Origin of the sequence: Sphingobacterium micropteri (assembly GCF_014692515.1) — a bacterium.
In the GTDB taxonomy this organism is placed as follows: Bacteria; Bacteroidota; Bacteroidia; order Sphingobacteriales; family Sphingobacteriaceae; genus Sphingobacterium; species Sphingobacterium micropteri.
The window spans coordinates 1-15264 of sequence record NZ_JACOIK010000006.1 but is presented as its reverse complement, the minus strand read 5'-3'; the positions used below and the strand labels follow the sequence as shown (position 1 = coordinate 15264).

Genomic DNA, 15264 nt, shown 5'->3' with positions numbered 1-15264 from the left:
CATGGAACTCTATTATATCACATTCGTCCTATTTGTTGTTGGTTTTTTGTATGCCTCGGTTGGACACGGAGGTGCCAGCGGCTACATTGCTGTCTTTTCCATCTTTTCCATTCCCGTAGCACAATACAAACCACTTATATTAATGCTCAATATGCTCGTTGCCGGCACAGGATTCTTTCAGTTTCGGCGTGCCGGATACTTCAGATGGTCTACCTGTTGGCCATTTTTGATCACCTCTATTCCAACGGCATTCCTAGGTGCACGGTATGCGCTTGAGGGGAAAGTCTATTTTGTACTACTTGGACTTGCCTTAATATTGCCTATCATCCGGCTGCTGGGGATAACACCCAAAGAGCGCCCAGAACGCAAAACGGTAAATATACCGCTGGCATTACTCATAGGCGCCATTATCGGCCTCCTATCGGGTATGCTCAATATCGGTGGCGGTATCTTTTTAAGCCCGTTGCTTATCTTATTGGGCTGGGCCAATGCCAAGGAAGCTGCAGCTACCTCCGCCATTTTTATAACGTTAAATTCTTTCAGCGGTCTGTTGGGTAATACCACCCCGATATACATCGATACATCCTTCGCCATCTGGTTTTGGGCGGCAGCTGCCGGAGGATTTACGGGTGCATATTTTGGTAGTGCGCGTTTTCCTATAGCAACTGTACGCACCTTGCTGAGCGTAGTGCTTCTGATCGCTTGTTGTAAACTATTATTTTTCATGTAATGCGCACCTTAACAGACCCTATCGGAAGATCATTCAAAGTCCTGCGCGTAAGCCTGCTCGATAGATGCAACTTTGCGTGCACCTATTGTGTATGTGAAGATGGAATCACCTCAGCCATACCAAGGCCGGTTGTGTTGTCCAGCGATGAGCTCATTGACCTCATAGGTCGCTTGCACGATGTATTGCATCTACAAACAATCCGTTTAACAGGAGGTGAGCCACTGCTATACCCCGATCTCCCCAAATTAATAACGGGTATTCGACAATTGGGTATCCATGATATTAAGATGACGACAAACGGCTTTTTACTGGCGAAAAAAGTTACTTCTCTCCAAGAAGCCGGCCTTCGATCCATCAATGTCTCGCTAGATGCATTATCCGAAACTTCCTTCTTTAGGGTTACAAAACGGGCGGGTGTAAAGCAGGTGATCGAGGGAATAATAGCCGCCCAAAAAACAGGGTTGGAGGTAAAAATTAACACGGTGATTATGGCCAGTGAAAACGATAAGGAGATCCTGCCTTTACTAGATTTTGCCTTTAGACATGGTATTAAAATACGCTTTTTGGAATTGATGGGCATGGGCCATCTATTTGGCGATACAGACAGCAAGTTTTTCTCGAGGCAAGCCATGCTGGAAAGAATAAGTAGTGTCTATGCAATCGACGAACAGGCAAAGAAATACGGAGACACCGCAACGTACTGGAACACTGCTTGCGGCCATAGCTTCGGGATCATTGCCAATGAAAGCCATCCTTTTTGTGCCGACTGCAATCGTCTGCGATTAGACGCTCAGGGAAATATTTATGGCTGTTTAAGTAGTAATACGCCCATACCTCTTCGGGAGGTCAGCAGTCAGAAAGGATTGGAAACGAGTTTATACGCAGCACTCGGACAAAAACAAATGCAGTTTTCCGGAAGCGAAATAAGTATGTTAACAATTGGAGGATAAATATGATTACTTTGGAATTTTTTGCGGGATTGAAGGATTATTTCCCTTCCGTTATGGAGGTCCAAGAGACCCCAAAAGACATCAATCGTTTACGACGTTACCTGATTGATCAGCAATCATTTGCCACAACATTACTGGAGCAATGTCGGTTTGCGGTAGATGATACGTTTGTGCAGGAGGACTACAAGCTTCGTCAGGGCGATCTTATCTTAGTCATTCCACCTAGTAGCGGAGGCTAATGATGACACATCTTAGCACCGAAAAAATTGATGTAATGGCACTTTGGAAACAGGCTCATCATCCAGAAGCGGGGGGAGTCGTGCTGTTTAGTGGCGAAGTACGGAATAACCACCAAGGAAAGGAAGTCTCGCACCTTTCATACGAGGCTGCCGAGCAGATGGCCAACAAGATGATTGCGGCATTACTGGATGAGGCAAAACAACGTTGGGGGCTACAAGTTGCTATCGCCGTCCATCGTTTGGGCAAAGTTTCAGTCATGGAAACAGCAGTGGTGGTCATTACTGCTGCTGCCCATCGTGAGGAAGCCTACGCAGCCAATCAGTATATCATCGACCGTATCAAACATCATGTACCGCTATGGAAATGTGAGCATTTCGTGGACGGTGAGCGGGTCTGGGGAGGACATTGCTCCTGTCAACAGAAGTAAATGGACGACATGGAAATCTACTATTTATCAATGGAAAACACAGCACACACATTGTTAGGATTAGTGCTATGCGGAGGTAAAAGCAGCCGTATGGGAACCGACAAAGGACAGTTATTCAAGGATGGCTGTACCTGGGCCAAACATATGAGCGACAGGCTAGAAAGTCTGGGCCTGGAAACCTATTTCTCTATTAATCCGCTCCAGCAGAGCACTTATCGTCAGCTATTTTCTTCCGAAACATTGGTCATCGATCAAGTCGATGTAAAAGGCCCTTTAGCCGGTTTGTTGAGCGCTCACCAACGGTTCCCCAAAGCAGACTTCTTCGTGCTACCCTGTGATATGATCGATATGGAAACGTCATTATTACAGCGATTGTTGGACATTCGTCGGCAGATTGTGGGAGCTGACGTATATCTGTATGCAAAAAATGAACAGATCGAACCCTTGTGTGCCATTTATACCGCTTCCGGACTACAGAAATTATTCCTCGATTACCAACATGGGTACCTGACTGGCTTTTCCGTAAAACGTGCTATAAAAAATCTTTGCGCGGTAAAACTCCCTGCTTCGGGGAATGCGAAAGATTTCCGGAACTACAATACGCCCGATAGTATCCGTAAATGGCAAAAGACTGAAATAAAGTCAACCGCATCTATTACGATTTACTATAACTAAGAAGTTTTGCCCTATCCTTTATTTTGACACACTTATCAACCGACTCTATAACGCCCTCCGTCACCAACTCGGTCATCATGCGGTACACAGTCTCGTAAGTTGCCCCCACATAAGCCGCCAAATCTGTTTTCGACAACATCAATTTTATGTATCCCTCGTTATCCGTACCCATTTTCTCCTCCAACTGAAAAAAACTCCATGCAAGCCTTCCTTTAACCGACAAATGAACCTGATTAGTCGCTTTTCGTTCAGAAACCTGTAGTTCATCCGCATAAAACATCAGCATGGCGTATGTTAATGCGGGATTCGTTCTCAATAATTTTTTAAAAAAATCGAAGGGAACAAAACACAGTACACAATTTTCTAAACAAGTAGCCGATATCGGAAAAGTAGGTTTATCTCCCGGCATACCACGATGTCCTATAATCTCTCCTTTGTTAGCAAAACGTACAATACTTTCTTTATCTCCATGTCTTTTATGTACTTTGACCAATCCTTCTTGCACAAAATACACACCTTTAGCTTCCTCTCCTTCATCAATGATTTGCTGTCCCTTTTTTGCTTTGATAACCTGTCGCCGGATATCGATATTTTCCCACCAATCTCGCCCTGCATAACGGCACATAAAGCAAGAATGATCACAATTATTCAACTTTTTGCTCATCTATTTAATTTAAGAAATTAATTCTCCATTTACAATATTAATCTTTTATGAGCGCTAAACGAATAAGCGCTATTAATAAAGTTCCACCCTTTGGCACTTTTTTTGAGTTCTTTTGAAAAAGAATCAGATGAAGTTTATTATCAGTTTATTACTTACAGGGGCCGTCGTTGCTATCGCAGCGTATATAGTGCCGGGAGCACATGTAGCCGGCTTTGGTTGGGCTATTGTAACAGGTTTGGTTATCGGATTAGTAAATGCCATTGTAGGAGGCATTTTACGGTTATTTACTTTCCCTTTAAATTGGTTGACATTTGGGCTCGTCTCGTTTATTATCACCGTATTAATGATCCTGCTGAGTGATAAGCTTATGGGAAGTAAATTTGAAGTCGACGGTTTTTGGACAGCTACGCTATTTGCTATCGTTGTAGCAATCATTGAAATGATCTTTGGTAGCCTTAGCACGTCAGGAGAAAATAGAAGGCGCTGATAAAGTGTTCTATAGTCAAAACCTCACCTATCTTTTACAAGAATAGCTTTGTAACCGGGAAATTTTTCAACTAATTTTTTTCCCTGTTTGTTACCTAAAACCATAATGGATGTGCTTAGAAAATTGGCAAACTCGGCTGACGGACCGGATACGGTAACACTCGTCAGCCCGACCGAGGGCCAACCTGTCTTGGGGTTTATAATATGTGAATAGCGTTTGCCACCTATTTCTGCAAACTTTTCGTTACTTCCGGATGTGGCCACAGCACCATCTTGTAATTTCAAGACCTTTATCATTTTATGTGGTTTAAAAGGGTTGCTTACACCTATTCTCCAAGGCTGCTTGTCGGGTTGCGTTCCCCAAGCCGAAAGATCGCCCGAAGCATTGACTATACCACCTACAACACCCAAAGATTCTAGCAATTCTCTGCCTTTGTCTGCCGCATAGCCCTTTCCAATAGATCCAAAACCAATTTTCATTCCTTCTTTTTCTAAAAAAATGGTCGAATTTATACTATCTAGAATAATATGCTGGTAGCCCACGTGTTGCACAGAGTTGCGGATAACATCCTCGGGTGGCAATTGCTCCATACTTCCGTCAAAAAGCCAAATTTTATCCAAAGCAGCGATACTTACATCAAAAGCACCCTCCGTAAGTCCAGCATAATGAATGGCACGTTTCGTCAATTCAAAAACTTCCCGGTTAACCTTCACGGGTCGGATACCGGCGTTTTGGTTTACCTGTGAAATTTGCGTATGTGGTCTCCACTCGGAGATGAGGTCTTCAATACGTTCTATCTCATTCATGACGAGCTGAAAATATTGTTGCGCCTGAAGGGAATCATTTTCCACCAAAACAAATTCAAAAACGGATCCCATCTGCGTAGTTTGCTTCTTGAATAGCTGTTGGGAAAAGCTAATCGGTATATTCACCAAGATCAAAAAGAAAACTACTATTACTTTTTTCATCAATAGCAATCCGTTAAAATCTGTCGTTTGTAATGACTCAAATCCTTGGTTAGGCATATTTCAGAAAGTATTTTCTCTACGTCCTTTTGCATCGCCAACGAGCCACAAATCATAATCACACCCTTATTTTCTAATAAGTCGGAAAAAAAATGGGCATCGTTTTGAATCAAATCCATCACATATTGCCGGCTTTCCTCCCGCGAAAAAGCAATTTGAAAATCTGTTAGTTTTCCCGAAGTTATAGCCTCATCGGCAAAATGGCGATATTGTTGCGCCAGGCTATTGTTGTTCCGAAAACCAGCATATAGCCGAGCAGGCACCTGCTTTTTGTTTTCCGCAATCATACCCAGGAAAGGAGCAATTCCGGTTCCGTTCGCAATCATCACTACCGAGGGTGCCTTCGACGGAAAATGAAAACCTCTATTGATAACAATACGTGCAGCAATATTGTCTCCCTTCTTTAAGCGATATAGGAATTCAGAACCCAATCCGTTCGGGTGCAATTTGACAACGAGCTGTATCTTTCCATCTTCTTTCCCAATCGAATAGAGCCTCTCCCGTCCGTCGTTTGCCGGATATATAGCCAACAGATCGCCAGATTGGAACACTTGCCTTCCCTGCGGCTGCAGGGTAATGACAAACGTTGCATTATCTTCCGTAACCTCACTTTTATCCGATACCGAAAATTTCTTCAATCCGGTTATTTTTGTTTCGTACAAGGCGGAAGTGACCCCCAATTCGCCGGATGACTTTCCGTTCCAAGCCTTCACCCAGGCAACAAATTCTTCTGCTGAACGGTCGTTTACGGTATGTAGATCCAGTTGCCTCGTCGCCCAGCTTTGTTTCGCCAATAGCTCATCAACCTGTTTGGCGTAAGCACAGAAGTCGGAATAAGCCTTTGATCCGAACCCGACAACGGAATATTGCACCGGCTGATCTTGCGGATACTTGGCGAGCAACCTATCAAAGAGTGTAGCATTCGCCGGCGCTGTACCCAAACCATAGGTGGAGCTGAAAACCAGCAGATGCGTTGCCTTGGGAAAAGATGTGAAGCGATTCATTTCCGTCAGGAAAGATTTATGCCCAAGCGCCAGCAATTGCTGATGGATTTTGTTGGCAAAGGCCAATGTACTACCATTTTCCGTTCCGACCAAAATCACCTGTTCTGCCGTGGATGCATGGAACTTATTTTTCACTTTTGTTCCTTTCCTCCGAAAAGTAATCGCGAAACCAGTATAAATGAAAAACAGGATATTTAACGATGCAAAACCCAAAATAACGGCCCAAATAGCATTTGTCCGCCCAGTATGCAAATCGAAACTCAGCTTTTCCAACAGCAAACTATAGGGGTAGCGGGTTTCTTCTACGATTTCTCCTGTAATCTGATGGACATACAGTTCCCGATCCTTTAGTTTCAATACATAAAATTCGTCCGGATCGTCGGGCATAAACGGAAATTCTATCTTCTCCACATCAGCTAGCAATGTCTGTTGAAAGACGGGAAAATCGGCCAAAGCTTTCTGCTCCACATCTTCCGCCGACACATGGTCGATCGTTCGGCTTTCACCTCCTGCCAAACCAATCCGTACCATAAAAAGATGCGTACCCGTAAGGGCAAGCATCAGCACGGGAATAAGAAAGAACCGTCCACTAACGACGTGAAAGTATTGAGAAAAGAAATCTTTATTAATTTTAGCAAAGAAATTTCGCAGCCCCTGTTGGCGTTTCGCAATTAATACGATCCCCGAAATAGTAATTAAAAGGAGTAGAAAAGAAACAACACCAACGATAATACGCCCTGGTTCTTTTAAAAAAAGGGAACGGTGTAACGCGATATTCCATTGTATAAAGTCGCTTTGCGGTTTTATTTCTCCTAGAATGGCTCCGGTTCTTGGATCGACATAGGCTTTCATTGAATTACCTTCTTCATCAAAAGCGTCAATAGTCGTAAATTGATTATGATCTACCGTCAGTTCGGTTATTTCGGAATAAACCTCCCACAGTGCCGGAATGCTCTGTGCAAGGTTTACTTTATCAAAATCATGGACTTTATACCCTTGTGTCTTTTCGTCGACTGCCCCGATTGCTAAAATCACGCCCGTCACCGAAAGTATCAACAGAAACAGCGAAGAAACGATGGCTAAAGCCAAATGGGCATATCTCCAAATGGATAAGGTCATTTTCTTAGTCTACTGAACTTTGCTTAGTTTCACAAAACGGATATATCCCATACCTTCCGTACGTTCTACCAATCCTTGGGGTGTTACGGCAAGCTCTACATCTTTTAAGTGGTATTTTTGCTCTTCTACCGCCGACTCAAAGCGTAATTTATACCCTTTATTCAATTTGGAATCATCTATTTCGATAGTACGCACGGCACGGTCGCCACCGCCCACCGAAGCACCGGTCACCGCACTAATTTTCTCTTTGGTCTTCGTTTGAAATTTATACCATTCCTTTAACGTATTGAACCATTGCTTGTCTGGTCCAAGTACAGAAAGGGTCTTTTCGTATTCACCTTTGGGATTAATCAACGAAATAATGACATAGGCTTTCTCTCCTTGGTAACCAACCATTTGGATCATGCATTTGTATTTGCTCGTTTGGGCAAAAGACGAATTGGTAAATAAAAACAAACTACAGATTACTACGATAAACTTTATGTATACTTTCATCTTCTTATTTTAAGAAATCAATGGCAATGTTATTACTTTTCAAAAAGTCATTTTCTTGCGCCAGATCAAAAGCAGTCTCGTCGAATTCGGTTGTCAGGTCTTTTTTTGCACCCAAAGCAACCAACTCTTTTAGGATTTGATCATCCTTCGCAATTAATGCCGCTTTATGTAAGGCTGTCGTACCTTCACTATCCTGTGCATTTATATCTGCACCCAATTCAGCTGCCTTTTTGACAAGGTTAGCATTTTCTTTGGCAACGGCCAAATGGAACAGCGAACTTCCGTCTCCTTGTGGAACTGTTACGTCAAGACCATTGCTTTTTAATACCGCTAGTTTTTCAGCAAAATCATCTGTCTGCGGTTGAGCTGGAGCTCCCCCCATAGGTCCGCCCGGTCTGCCTTCTCTAAATGAATTGAACCAATAGTAAGCCAAGTTATGACCATCCTTATCGGTTACATTGATATCTGCTCCGTTTTTCAACAATAAATCTACGGTTTCTGCCGAACCCGTCTCAACTGCCTTGGTCAATGCCGATTCACCTTTTACGTTAGCAGCATTGATGTCTGTCGTTTTTGCGATCAATGTGGTTAATAACGCCGCGTCTCTGCCACCGGCAGCATTGATTAGCACGGTATTACCTTCGTGATCTTTCTTATTGACATCGACACCTTTTGCTAAGAAATAGTTGATAACTTCAGCATTTGGCCGTCGCACCAATGTATGCAAGATTGTGGCACCATCCTTCGGATTAATGGCTTGGGGGTCTAATTTCAGTTCTTCAACGAGGTATTGGTAGGTCTCGATGCCATTTTGAGACATCCTGGAACCCTGTGTTGCAAAGAAAAGGGCTCGATTTGTTGGCTGTATTCCTTTAGCGATTAATTTTAGCATCAACGCCTTGTTACCCAGCTTTGCGGCATAATCAGTAGCTGTACTTCCATATTCATCGGTATCATTGTATGACAGACCTTTAGATACGAAATAATCTGATTTAGAAAGATCATTATCTGTGGAAACACCTAGTAGTAACAATGTAGCACCATCTTCAAACCGCTGCTTTGGGTCTACACCAGCTTTGAACAGGGCATCCAACACATCGAAGTTTTCCGATGCGCTTACTGCAGCATTTACAATAACAGCACGCCCGTGACTGTCGCTTAAATGTATATCCGAACCTTTTTCGATTAAGTAAGCAACTAAGTCTGCATTTCCTGTTCCTGCCGCCCAATGTAAGTAGGAAGCACTATGGTGTGTCTTTTTTGCGACACCATTACCTTCTTGTTCCACCATAAACTTGATGGTTTCCAAAGGTGCATCATTGAGGATGGCTCTTGCTGTTGGATCCCAAGAAGCAGCATTCGGCTGCGACGGGCTATGACCCTTAGCAATTTCTGCTTTTACCTGCTCTATCGTTGGTTTGCTTTTCCAAAAATCAGCATCCATCAAGGTATTGGTTTCACGTTGCTGTGCCGTAGCATATACGGATGCAAGTAAAAGTGATGCGAGAAATATTTTTTTCATTGTACGGAATTTTGTTTTTTTCTGAATGAACAGTAAAGTTATGGTAATCTATTTTACGTCAAAATCAGGTAAGGTATTTGCTACCTCACCTGATTTTATTTTATAAATATCTATAATCTTTGATGATTAATAAGACCCGATATAGTGACTTCCTGCCTGTCCTTTTAATTTAATTCCTTTAGTAACTGTTTTATTTTTCCAATTAATAACATAAACATTTCCATCTTTACCTGAAGGGGTCAATGGCAAGTACACATTATCGCCTGCAATACCAATATTTTGGAACTGACCAAAAGTTGTGGAGAAGTCAACGTCAGACTGAATGTCCGTAGTTAATTTTGTCGCTGTTTTCGCGTTTAAGTCCACAAGCGCAACATATCCACCTTCAATACCTGACTCCGTATACAAAACTATACCGATACCATCATTGATATATGTCCACGCTTTTATAGCGACCGGATTTGAAGTAGCCAGTGCTGTTTTAAGATCAAAATTGTATGAATTGTCATAGTCACTTGTCGATTTGTTTATACGCAAAATTTGTGATCCGGATGTAGCAGTTGCTTGGTATACATTTCCATCAGCACCAACATACTGGGTCATTGTTCGGTAGCTATTATTAGATGATTTACTTTGTGTAGACCAAATTAATTTTGGATTGGCTAAAGAAGGATAATCAACAACCAGTGTCACGGTACCTTTGATATTTGCCGCGTCATTAGACCAGGACCATACAGTTTCCCCCTGTCTGTTCGTCGTTTTTACAGGAGCTTTTGTAGGGTCAACCTTACTAAGTGCACATCCGATATAAATTTTATCCCCGTTTATAACAGGAACATCTACACGGCCTACGGAATATCCCGCTTCTTTTTCTGCTTGTGTAAATGGGAATTCAAATTCGGTCGTGTTAGGTACACGTGGGTTATCTAAATCAATGATCGCAATGTTGACCGTTCCTCTTACATACTCATACGTTTGCGTACCTGCTTCTACTTTCGCAGGATCAATAGGTGCCGACGCACCTTCAAGCTTCACACCAACACCAATACCTTCTGCAGCTTTTACCCAGCGTGGAGATGTACTTAAAACTCCCGAAACATTCAACTCTTCTTTGGTATCCTCAAACTCCTTACCACCTAAGACTCTGTATTTATTAAAGATCCCTCCGTTGACACCCGTATATTGTATATTGTACAAAAAATTCCCATTAACGGATCCTTGTACACGTGCCGTTCTTTGAGACCGAAGTCCGTATCCATTTGCGTAGATATCCAATTCTTTTGAAGCATCACCTGCTTCTTCCAGCGTTAGAGCATACCCCAGTGTTCCTCCATTACCTGCAGTATTAGTTTCTGAATCCGGAAAGGCTGCGGTCAATGTCACATATTTTCTCGGACTGTTATCCGGCCCAGAAGCAGCATCAGTAGAATCATTTGGTCCACCGTTTTTTTCACAGGATGCTAGGGTACCTAGTACAATAGCCGAACCGAATAATACGGATTTTAGTAATTTTTTATTCATTGTTATATATAAATTTATTGTGACTACTTTCGGTTGAAATTATTAATCATATAATTCAATTTTAGATATACACCACGCCCCGGTTTTTGGACGCCAAAATTATCGTACACCTCCGCGTTGGTAATATTTTTTAAGTCCAAACTAACTATTATTCGACCATTCGGTGTGCGGTAACTCCCACCTATGTCATGATAAAATTGCGTCGGCGTGGTAAACCACCCATCGGAATCAATCCAAACTGTTTGGAAAGGAGCTACATAACCAGAACTATAAAACACATTAAAAGTTGATTTTCTCTGAATGAGATTGTCTATCCGATATTGCAAACTTGAGTTGAACATGAAATAGGGTTCATTGGGTAGTTGCATGTTATAAAACCGATATGGCGCTCCATTTTTATCAAATTCCACCTTCATCAGCGAGTTAAATCTGGAAAGGTTAAATAGTACGTTCAACTTATTTTTATACACATACGTGATTTCCGCTTCAAAACCTCTAGATTGTGTTCTTCCCAAGTTGATGAACTTTGATGTCTCTATATTAGCATCACTTTCGCGCCCTACAATTACCGAATCGACCGGTTGTACCACTATCTTATCATACCCATTCCTCCAAAAGGCACTGGTATATAGAGCCAACCTATTATTCTCTCCCTCTAAAGCCACGTACCTAAATCCCACATTGTAATTTACATTTCGTTCGGGTTTCAAGTCTAGATTTTCTAATATGTTGTTCTCGGGGCTTCCAAATATCTGTTCATCTCTAGGAGAAATAAATGAATTCTCGGTAGAAGCAATTACGTATAATTTAGGGACTACATTATAAGAAACCGTAGCACCATAGCCAGGATTACTGTTCGTTAATGTGGTCACCTGACCTCGATTATTATACTGATTGCTATTAATTGTATATTTGGCTAACAAGTTCGTTCTCAATTTATCCCCAAACGTTTGTGCTTCATAATTAAATCCAAAAATATTGGTTGTTGTCCTACGATCATTTGTCAAATTTATAGCCGCATTAGGGTTTATCAAATCTTCGCCATCAAGACGCGCCGTATTTAGATTGTGATTCACCGATAAACGATGTTTTCGTGCGATAGTATATGATAGATTCGTACGAGCATTTACGATCTTTCGATCTATGTTAGTAATAGTTGCATCTCCTTGCTGTCCCTGACCAGACCTTTTAACCCAAGGTGTAGGTACGCCATTAAATATCCGCGTCATAGGGGTTCCATCCCAGTTATACATCGTTCTCGCCGTATCTTGTAAATAGGTGTTTCTGTTGCTGTAAACTGCATTCACATTCAGTGCCAATCCATCTATAAGCAAATTTGCCTTATTATAGTTCAAACTAAACACATGAGCTTGATATTCATTAAATCTTCCTACGTATGGTTGCGCCATAGTTGTTCCATGAGGGATATCTCGGTAGGTATCTGATATGTTGTATCCCAGAAAAAACTGATCAGCCCATTTCACGTCCGTGAAACCAAGCTCAAAGCGCCCCCCAACAGATTTATACATATTATTGAACCGCTTAAATCTGTTATATCTCGTCAAGGTTAAATCATTCTCCGTTTTCATAGCGAACTTCCCCCACATCTCATAATTATTATCTGTATAAGTATAAAAACCAGAAACCCTGGACGTAAATCCCGTTTTTTGATCCCTATAAAGAGCGCTTAAATCGGACTGAAATGTATTAAAGGATCCATAAGAAATTGCCGCTGTGATATTATTAGCTGAGGCATCTTTTTTCATGATGACATTAATGGCTCCTCCCACATAGTCTCCCGTCAAATGCGATGGCAATACACCTTTATAGACTTCTATACGCTCGATCATTGCCGGGGGAATATTATTTAAATTAAACGAAGATCCAAAGGTCGATATGGGCGTTCCATCCAAGAATATTCCGACAGCACTACCTGACATACCGTTCAGATTGTACTCTATTTGAGATCCAATTCCTCCATTCTGCCGCACCCGCACACCGACGGCACGATCTAACAACTCATTTGTCGTGAGATTTCTAAGAGAAGCTTCCTTGGTTTCAATAACTGCAACAGCAAAACCACTCGTTTCCATTTGTTTCTTTTCCGTCATACGGCTCACTTCCACACCTTCTAGCGCTACGTCGCCGGTTGCCGATACCGCAATAGAAAAATTATGTGTGGGTTTATCTACTTTTAGCCGAACAGTTGTCGGTTTAATCTCGATAGCCGTCACTTGTATTTCCTGACTACCATAAGGCACGTTGTTTAAGGAATAACGTCCTTCTTTATCGGACATACTGCTGATATCCGTACCCTTCACCCGTATCGTAGCATGGCTAACTGGCTCTCCGGATTCTATATGGACTTTTCCCTTTACAACACTTTGTTGTCCAAATACAGCAATGGATAACGAGGTTAATAAGCAGATTAATGTATATGGTATGAATTCTCTTAACTTCATTTTAGAACCGGTCTAAATAATTCGCTGCAAATATAGATTTATTCTAAATAAGAAAATGACGCATTCGGAAAATAAACATTCAAATTCGGAAAATGAACGCTTAATATGGGTTAACACGATAGGGATCGTGCGCTCGGATCGTACGATTATCTTTGATCTGATGGGGGAGTTGCAAGGGCAACGAAGTGGCCTATTAAGGAGGTTCGTGGCTTCTATAGACTACCAGAAATCGAAATGCGTTTAGAGTCGACTTCGCGTATTCCAACTTCATCCAATTATTAACCGCGAAGCGCTGAAAGCTAATATTTTTAGTTTTTATTAGATTCTTTTTTATCTTTACAGCAGAATCCAATTGTAAGTGTTATGAAAAAGAACAAAAATTTTCTGGGTAAGTATGTAGATATGTGTACCGACTTCGGTATGAAGCTATATTTCGGACCGGATGGTGGAAAGCCAAATCTCATCAATTTTCTTAACGGCCTTTTTGAAGGGGAGAAGGTCATCAAAGATCTCGAATACCGTCCTGCTGAGCACAATGGTACGCAAGAGGCCGATCGCAAGGTTGTTTTCGATTTGTACTGTACCAGTGAAGATGGCAGTCACCTCATTATCGAGATGCAGCAGTTGTCACAGGAGTTTTTCAAGGATCGGACTGTGTATTATACCTCCCGCCTGATCAACAAGCTCGTTCCGCGTGGCCACAAAGGCAATACATATGAGTTGCCGGAAGTTTACTTCATCGGTATACTGAACTTTGTTCTGGACCGGTCTGTATCCGGACAGTATTATTACGATGTGGCCTTGTGCGATAAGGTTTACGGATCAGTATTTTACGAGAAGCTCGGTTACAAAATGCTGGTATTGCCGAATTTTAACAAGAAACAGGCTGATATCAAGAGCTATATGGATATGTGGCTGTATATATTCAGACACATAGAGGAACTGGATGAAATGCCGAAATTTTTGGATAATCGGGTATTTGGGCTTATATTTGATATCGGAAAGGTAGCAAGTTTAACGGAATTGGAGATGAAATTATACGAGTCAAGTCTAAAGAACAAGCGGGATGCGGAAAGTGTCCGTCTTACCGCAATTAAGCAGGGACGTCAAGAAGGAATAGAGCAAGGGATTGCAGAAGGGATAGAGAAAGGTCGCCTGGAAGAACGCGCCAAAGCTGAGACGGAAAAACTCAAATATGCGTTGAATTTAAAGAAGAGGGGGCTTCCTGTAGAAGATATAGCCGAAGATTTAGGACTTACCGTTGAGCAAGTCGAAAAGCTGAAATAACCTCTGCTAAAAGATTAATAATAAAGAAAGCCGAACATTTTCATTTTGTTCGGCTTTCTTGCTTTATATAATTGTATATTATTCCTCTATTTAACAATCGTTGATACATTGGTACCCAGAGTCTCGCATCGACTTGCTAGATCGTCCTGCGACCATTTTTTTTTCTTTCTAGCTTCCCTAATATTCTTACCAACGGAAATAAGATGTGGGTGGCAGAAGTATAGACAAAACGTAACATGAAATACCCCTCCGGAAAACGAATTCCGAGAACTTTTTAGTTGTTTTGTTTGCATTCCGCACAACAACATGAGCACAGCGACGAAGTACTTTGACCGGACGGCGCACAACATAAGCGGTCTGATGGACAACATGAACAGCGTGACAGACAACTTTAAGCGGATGATGACCATCAATAGGGCTATGTCGGACAACTTTGCGCGTATGCAGACTGTACCGGCATCACGGAGGCCGTGCAAAAGCGGTTGTTCAGGGGAATCGGCGTCCAGCCACAGGCTCTGTATCCATATTCTGTACCTTCCTAAAAAAACTTGACAGCTTTATCGGTTAGTTCTTGATAATATTTACTGTTATTCTATTTTTTGCTAAAGCAAAGTTACACAATGATTCTTTCATACAGCATTTCGATGTAATTTTTG

14 protein-coding genes are annotated in these 15264 nt (G+C 41.9%); 7 read left to right on the top strand and 7 right to left on the bottom strand.

What is annotated here, in order from left to right:
• Position 1 precedes the first annotated feature (1 nt).
• Genes H8B06_RS09335 through mobA form a run of 5 tightly spaced genes read left to right on the top strand, consistent with a single transcriptional unit; the run spans position 2 to position 3022 of the window.
• The gene (locus tag H8B06_RS09335) at positions 2-730 is read left to right on the top strand and encodes a sulfite exporter TauE/SafE family protein (RefSeq protein ID WP_190994020.1); all 729 of its coding nucleotides are present in this window, start codon (positions 2-4) and stop codon (positions 728-730) included.
• Entirely contained in the window at positions 730-1680 is a 951-nt protein-coding gene (locus H8B06_RS09330; RefSeq protein WP_190994019.1) for a GTP 3',8-cyclase MoaA, read from the top strand. Before H8B06_RS09335 ends, H8B06_RS09330 begins: the two co-directional genes overlap by 1 nt.
• 2 nt (positions 1681-1682) lie before the next feature.
• Positions 1683-1919 (top strand): MoaD/ThiS family protein, encoded by a 237-nt coding sequence (locus tag H8B06_RS09325; RefSeq protein WP_190994018.1) that lies wholly within the window; start codon positions 1683-1685, stop codon positions 1917-1919.
• A complete protein-coding gene (locus H8B06_RS09320; protein ID WP_223857584.1) occupies positions 1919-2347 on the top strand; it encodes a molybdenum cofactor biosynthesis protein MoaE in 429 nt (142 codons plus the stop codon). The genes H8B06_RS09325 and H8B06_RS09320 overlap by 1 nt, the downstream gene beginning before the upstream one ends.
• 9 nt (positions 2348-2356) lie before the next feature.
• On the top strand, positions 2357-3022 hold the full coding sequence (mobA, locus tag H8B06_RS09315; RefSeq protein WP_190994017.1) for a molybdenum cofactor guanylyltransferase: 666 nt from the start codon (positions 2357-2359) through the stop codon (positions 3020-3022).
• On the opposite strand, the gene H8B06_RS09310 is transcribed toward mobA, so the two are convergent.
• Complete coding sequence (locus H8B06_RS09310; RefSeq protein ID WP_190994016.1) at positions 3003-3686, bottom strand: Crp/Fnr family transcriptional regulator; 684 nt, start codon at positions 3684-3686, stop codon at positions 3003-3005. The genes mobA and H8B06_RS09310 overlap by 20 nt on opposite strands.
• 127 nt (positions 3687-3813) lie before the next feature.
• On the opposite strand from H8B06_RS09310, the gene H8B06_RS09305 reads away from it, so the two are divergent.
• A complete protein-coding gene (locus tag H8B06_RS09305) occupies positions 3814-4173 on the top strand; it encodes a phage holin family protein (protein WP_190994015.1) in 360 nt (119 codons plus the stop codon).
• A gap of 23 nt (positions 4174-4196) precedes the next feature.
• On the opposite strand, the gene H8B06_RS09300 is transcribed toward H8B06_RS09305, so the two are convergent.
• The 6 genes from H8B06_RS09300 to H8B06_RS09275 all read right to left on the bottom strand — a co-directional run bounded on the left by H8B06_RS09300 (position 4197) and on the right by H8B06_RS09275 (position 13321).
• Complete coding sequence (locus H8B06_RS09300; RefSeq protein WP_190994014.1) at positions 4197-5141, bottom strand: FAD:protein FMN transferase; 945 nt, start codon at positions 5139-5141, stop codon at positions 4197-4199.
• A complete protein-coding gene (locus H8B06_RS09295; RefSeq protein WP_190994013.1) occupies positions 5141-7321 on the bottom strand; it encodes a PepSY domain-containing protein in 2181 nt (726 codons plus the stop codon). The genes H8B06_RS09300 and H8B06_RS09295 overlap by 1 nt, the downstream gene beginning before the upstream one ends.
• Before the next feature lie 9 nt (positions 7322-7330).
• Complete coding sequence (locus tag H8B06_RS09290; RefSeq protein ID WP_190994012.1) at positions 7331-7816, bottom strand: DUF2271 domain-containing protein; 486 nt, start codon at positions 7814-7816, stop codon at positions 7331-7333.
• Between the two features lie 4 nt (positions 7817-7820).
• On the bottom strand, positions 7821-9338 hold the full coding sequence (locus tag H8B06_RS09285) for an ankyrin repeat domain-containing protein (protein ID WP_190994011.1): 1518 nt from the start codon (positions 9336-9338) through the stop codon (positions 7821-7823).
• Between the two features lie 126 nt (positions 9339-9464).
• Positions 9465-10859, bottom strand: coding sequence for a hypothetical protein (locus H8B06_RS09280; protein WP_190994010.1), 1395 nt, complete (start codon positions 10857-10859; stop codon positions 9465-9467).
• A gap of 23 nt (positions 10860-10882) precedes the next feature.
• Positions 10883-13321, bottom strand: coding sequence for a TonB-dependent receptor (locus H8B06_RS09275; RefSeq protein ID WP_190994009.1), 2439 nt, complete (start codon positions 13319-13321; stop codon positions 10883-10885).
• A gap of 363 nt (positions 13322-13684) precedes the next feature.
• Between H8B06_RS09275 and H8B06_RS09270 the strand changes: the two genes are divergently transcribed.
• Positions 13685-14608 carry an Rpn family recombination-promoting nuclease/putative transposase gene (locus H8B06_RS09270; RefSeq protein WP_190994008.1) on the top strand — a complete coding sequence of 308 codons (924 nt, stop codon included), beginning with the start codon at positions 13685-13687 and terminating at the stop codon, positions 14606-14608.
• Positions 14609-15264 lie beyond the last annotated feature (656 nt).

Coding starts and splice junctions, on each gene's coding strand:
- H8B06_RS09335 (WP_190994020.1), top strand. CDS start 2: ATGGAACTCTATTATATCACATTCGTCCTATTTGTTGTTGGTTTTTTG.
- H8B06_RS09330 (WP_190994019.1), top strand. CDS start 730: ATGCGCACCTTAACAGACCCTATCGGAAGATCATTCAAAGTCCTGCGC.
- H8B06_RS09325 (WP_190994018.1), top strand. CDS start 1,683: ATGATTACTTTGGAATTTTTTGCGGGATTGAAGGATTATTTCCCTTCC.
- H8B06_RS09320 (WP_223857584.1), top strand. CDS start 1,919: ATGATGACACATCTTAGCACCGAAAAAATTGATGTAATGGCACTTTGG.
- mobA (WP_190994017.1), top strand. CDS start 2,357: ATGGAAATCTACTATTTATCAATGGAAAACACAGCACACACATTGTTA.
- H8B06_RS09310 (WP_190994016.1), bottom strand. CDS start 3,686: ATGAGCAAAAAGTTGAATAATTGTGATCATTCTTGCTTTATGTGCCGT.
- H8B06_RS09305 (WP_190994015.1), top strand. CDS start 3,814: ATGAAGTTTATTATCAGTTTATTACTTACAGGGGCCGTCGTTGCTATC.
- H8B06_RS09300 (WP_190994014.1), bottom strand. CDS start 5,141: ATGAAAAAAGTAATAGTAGTTTTCTTTTTGATCTTGGTGAATATACCG.
- H8B06_RS09295 (WP_190994013.1), bottom strand. CDS start 7,321: ATGACCTTATCCATTTGGAGATATGCCCATTTGGCTTTAGCCATCGTT.
- H8B06_RS09290 (WP_190994012.1), bottom strand. CDS start 7,816: ATGAAAGTATACATAAAGTTTATCGTAGTAATCTGTAGTTTGTTTTTA.
- H8B06_RS09285 (WP_190994011.1), bottom strand. CDS start 9,338: ATGAAAAAAATATTTCTCGCATCACTTTTACTTGCATCCGTATATGCT.
- H8B06_RS09280 (WP_190994010.1), bottom strand. CDS start 10,859: ATGAATAAAAAATTACTAAAATCCGTATTATTCGGTTCGGCTATTGTA.
- H8B06_RS09275 (WP_190994009.1), bottom strand. CDS start 13,321: ATGAAGTTAAGAGAATTCATACCATATACATTAATCTGCTTATTAACC.
- H8B06_RS09270 (WP_190994008.1), top strand. CDS start 13,685: ATGAAAAAGAACAAAAATTTTCTGGGTAAGTATGTAGATATGTGTACC.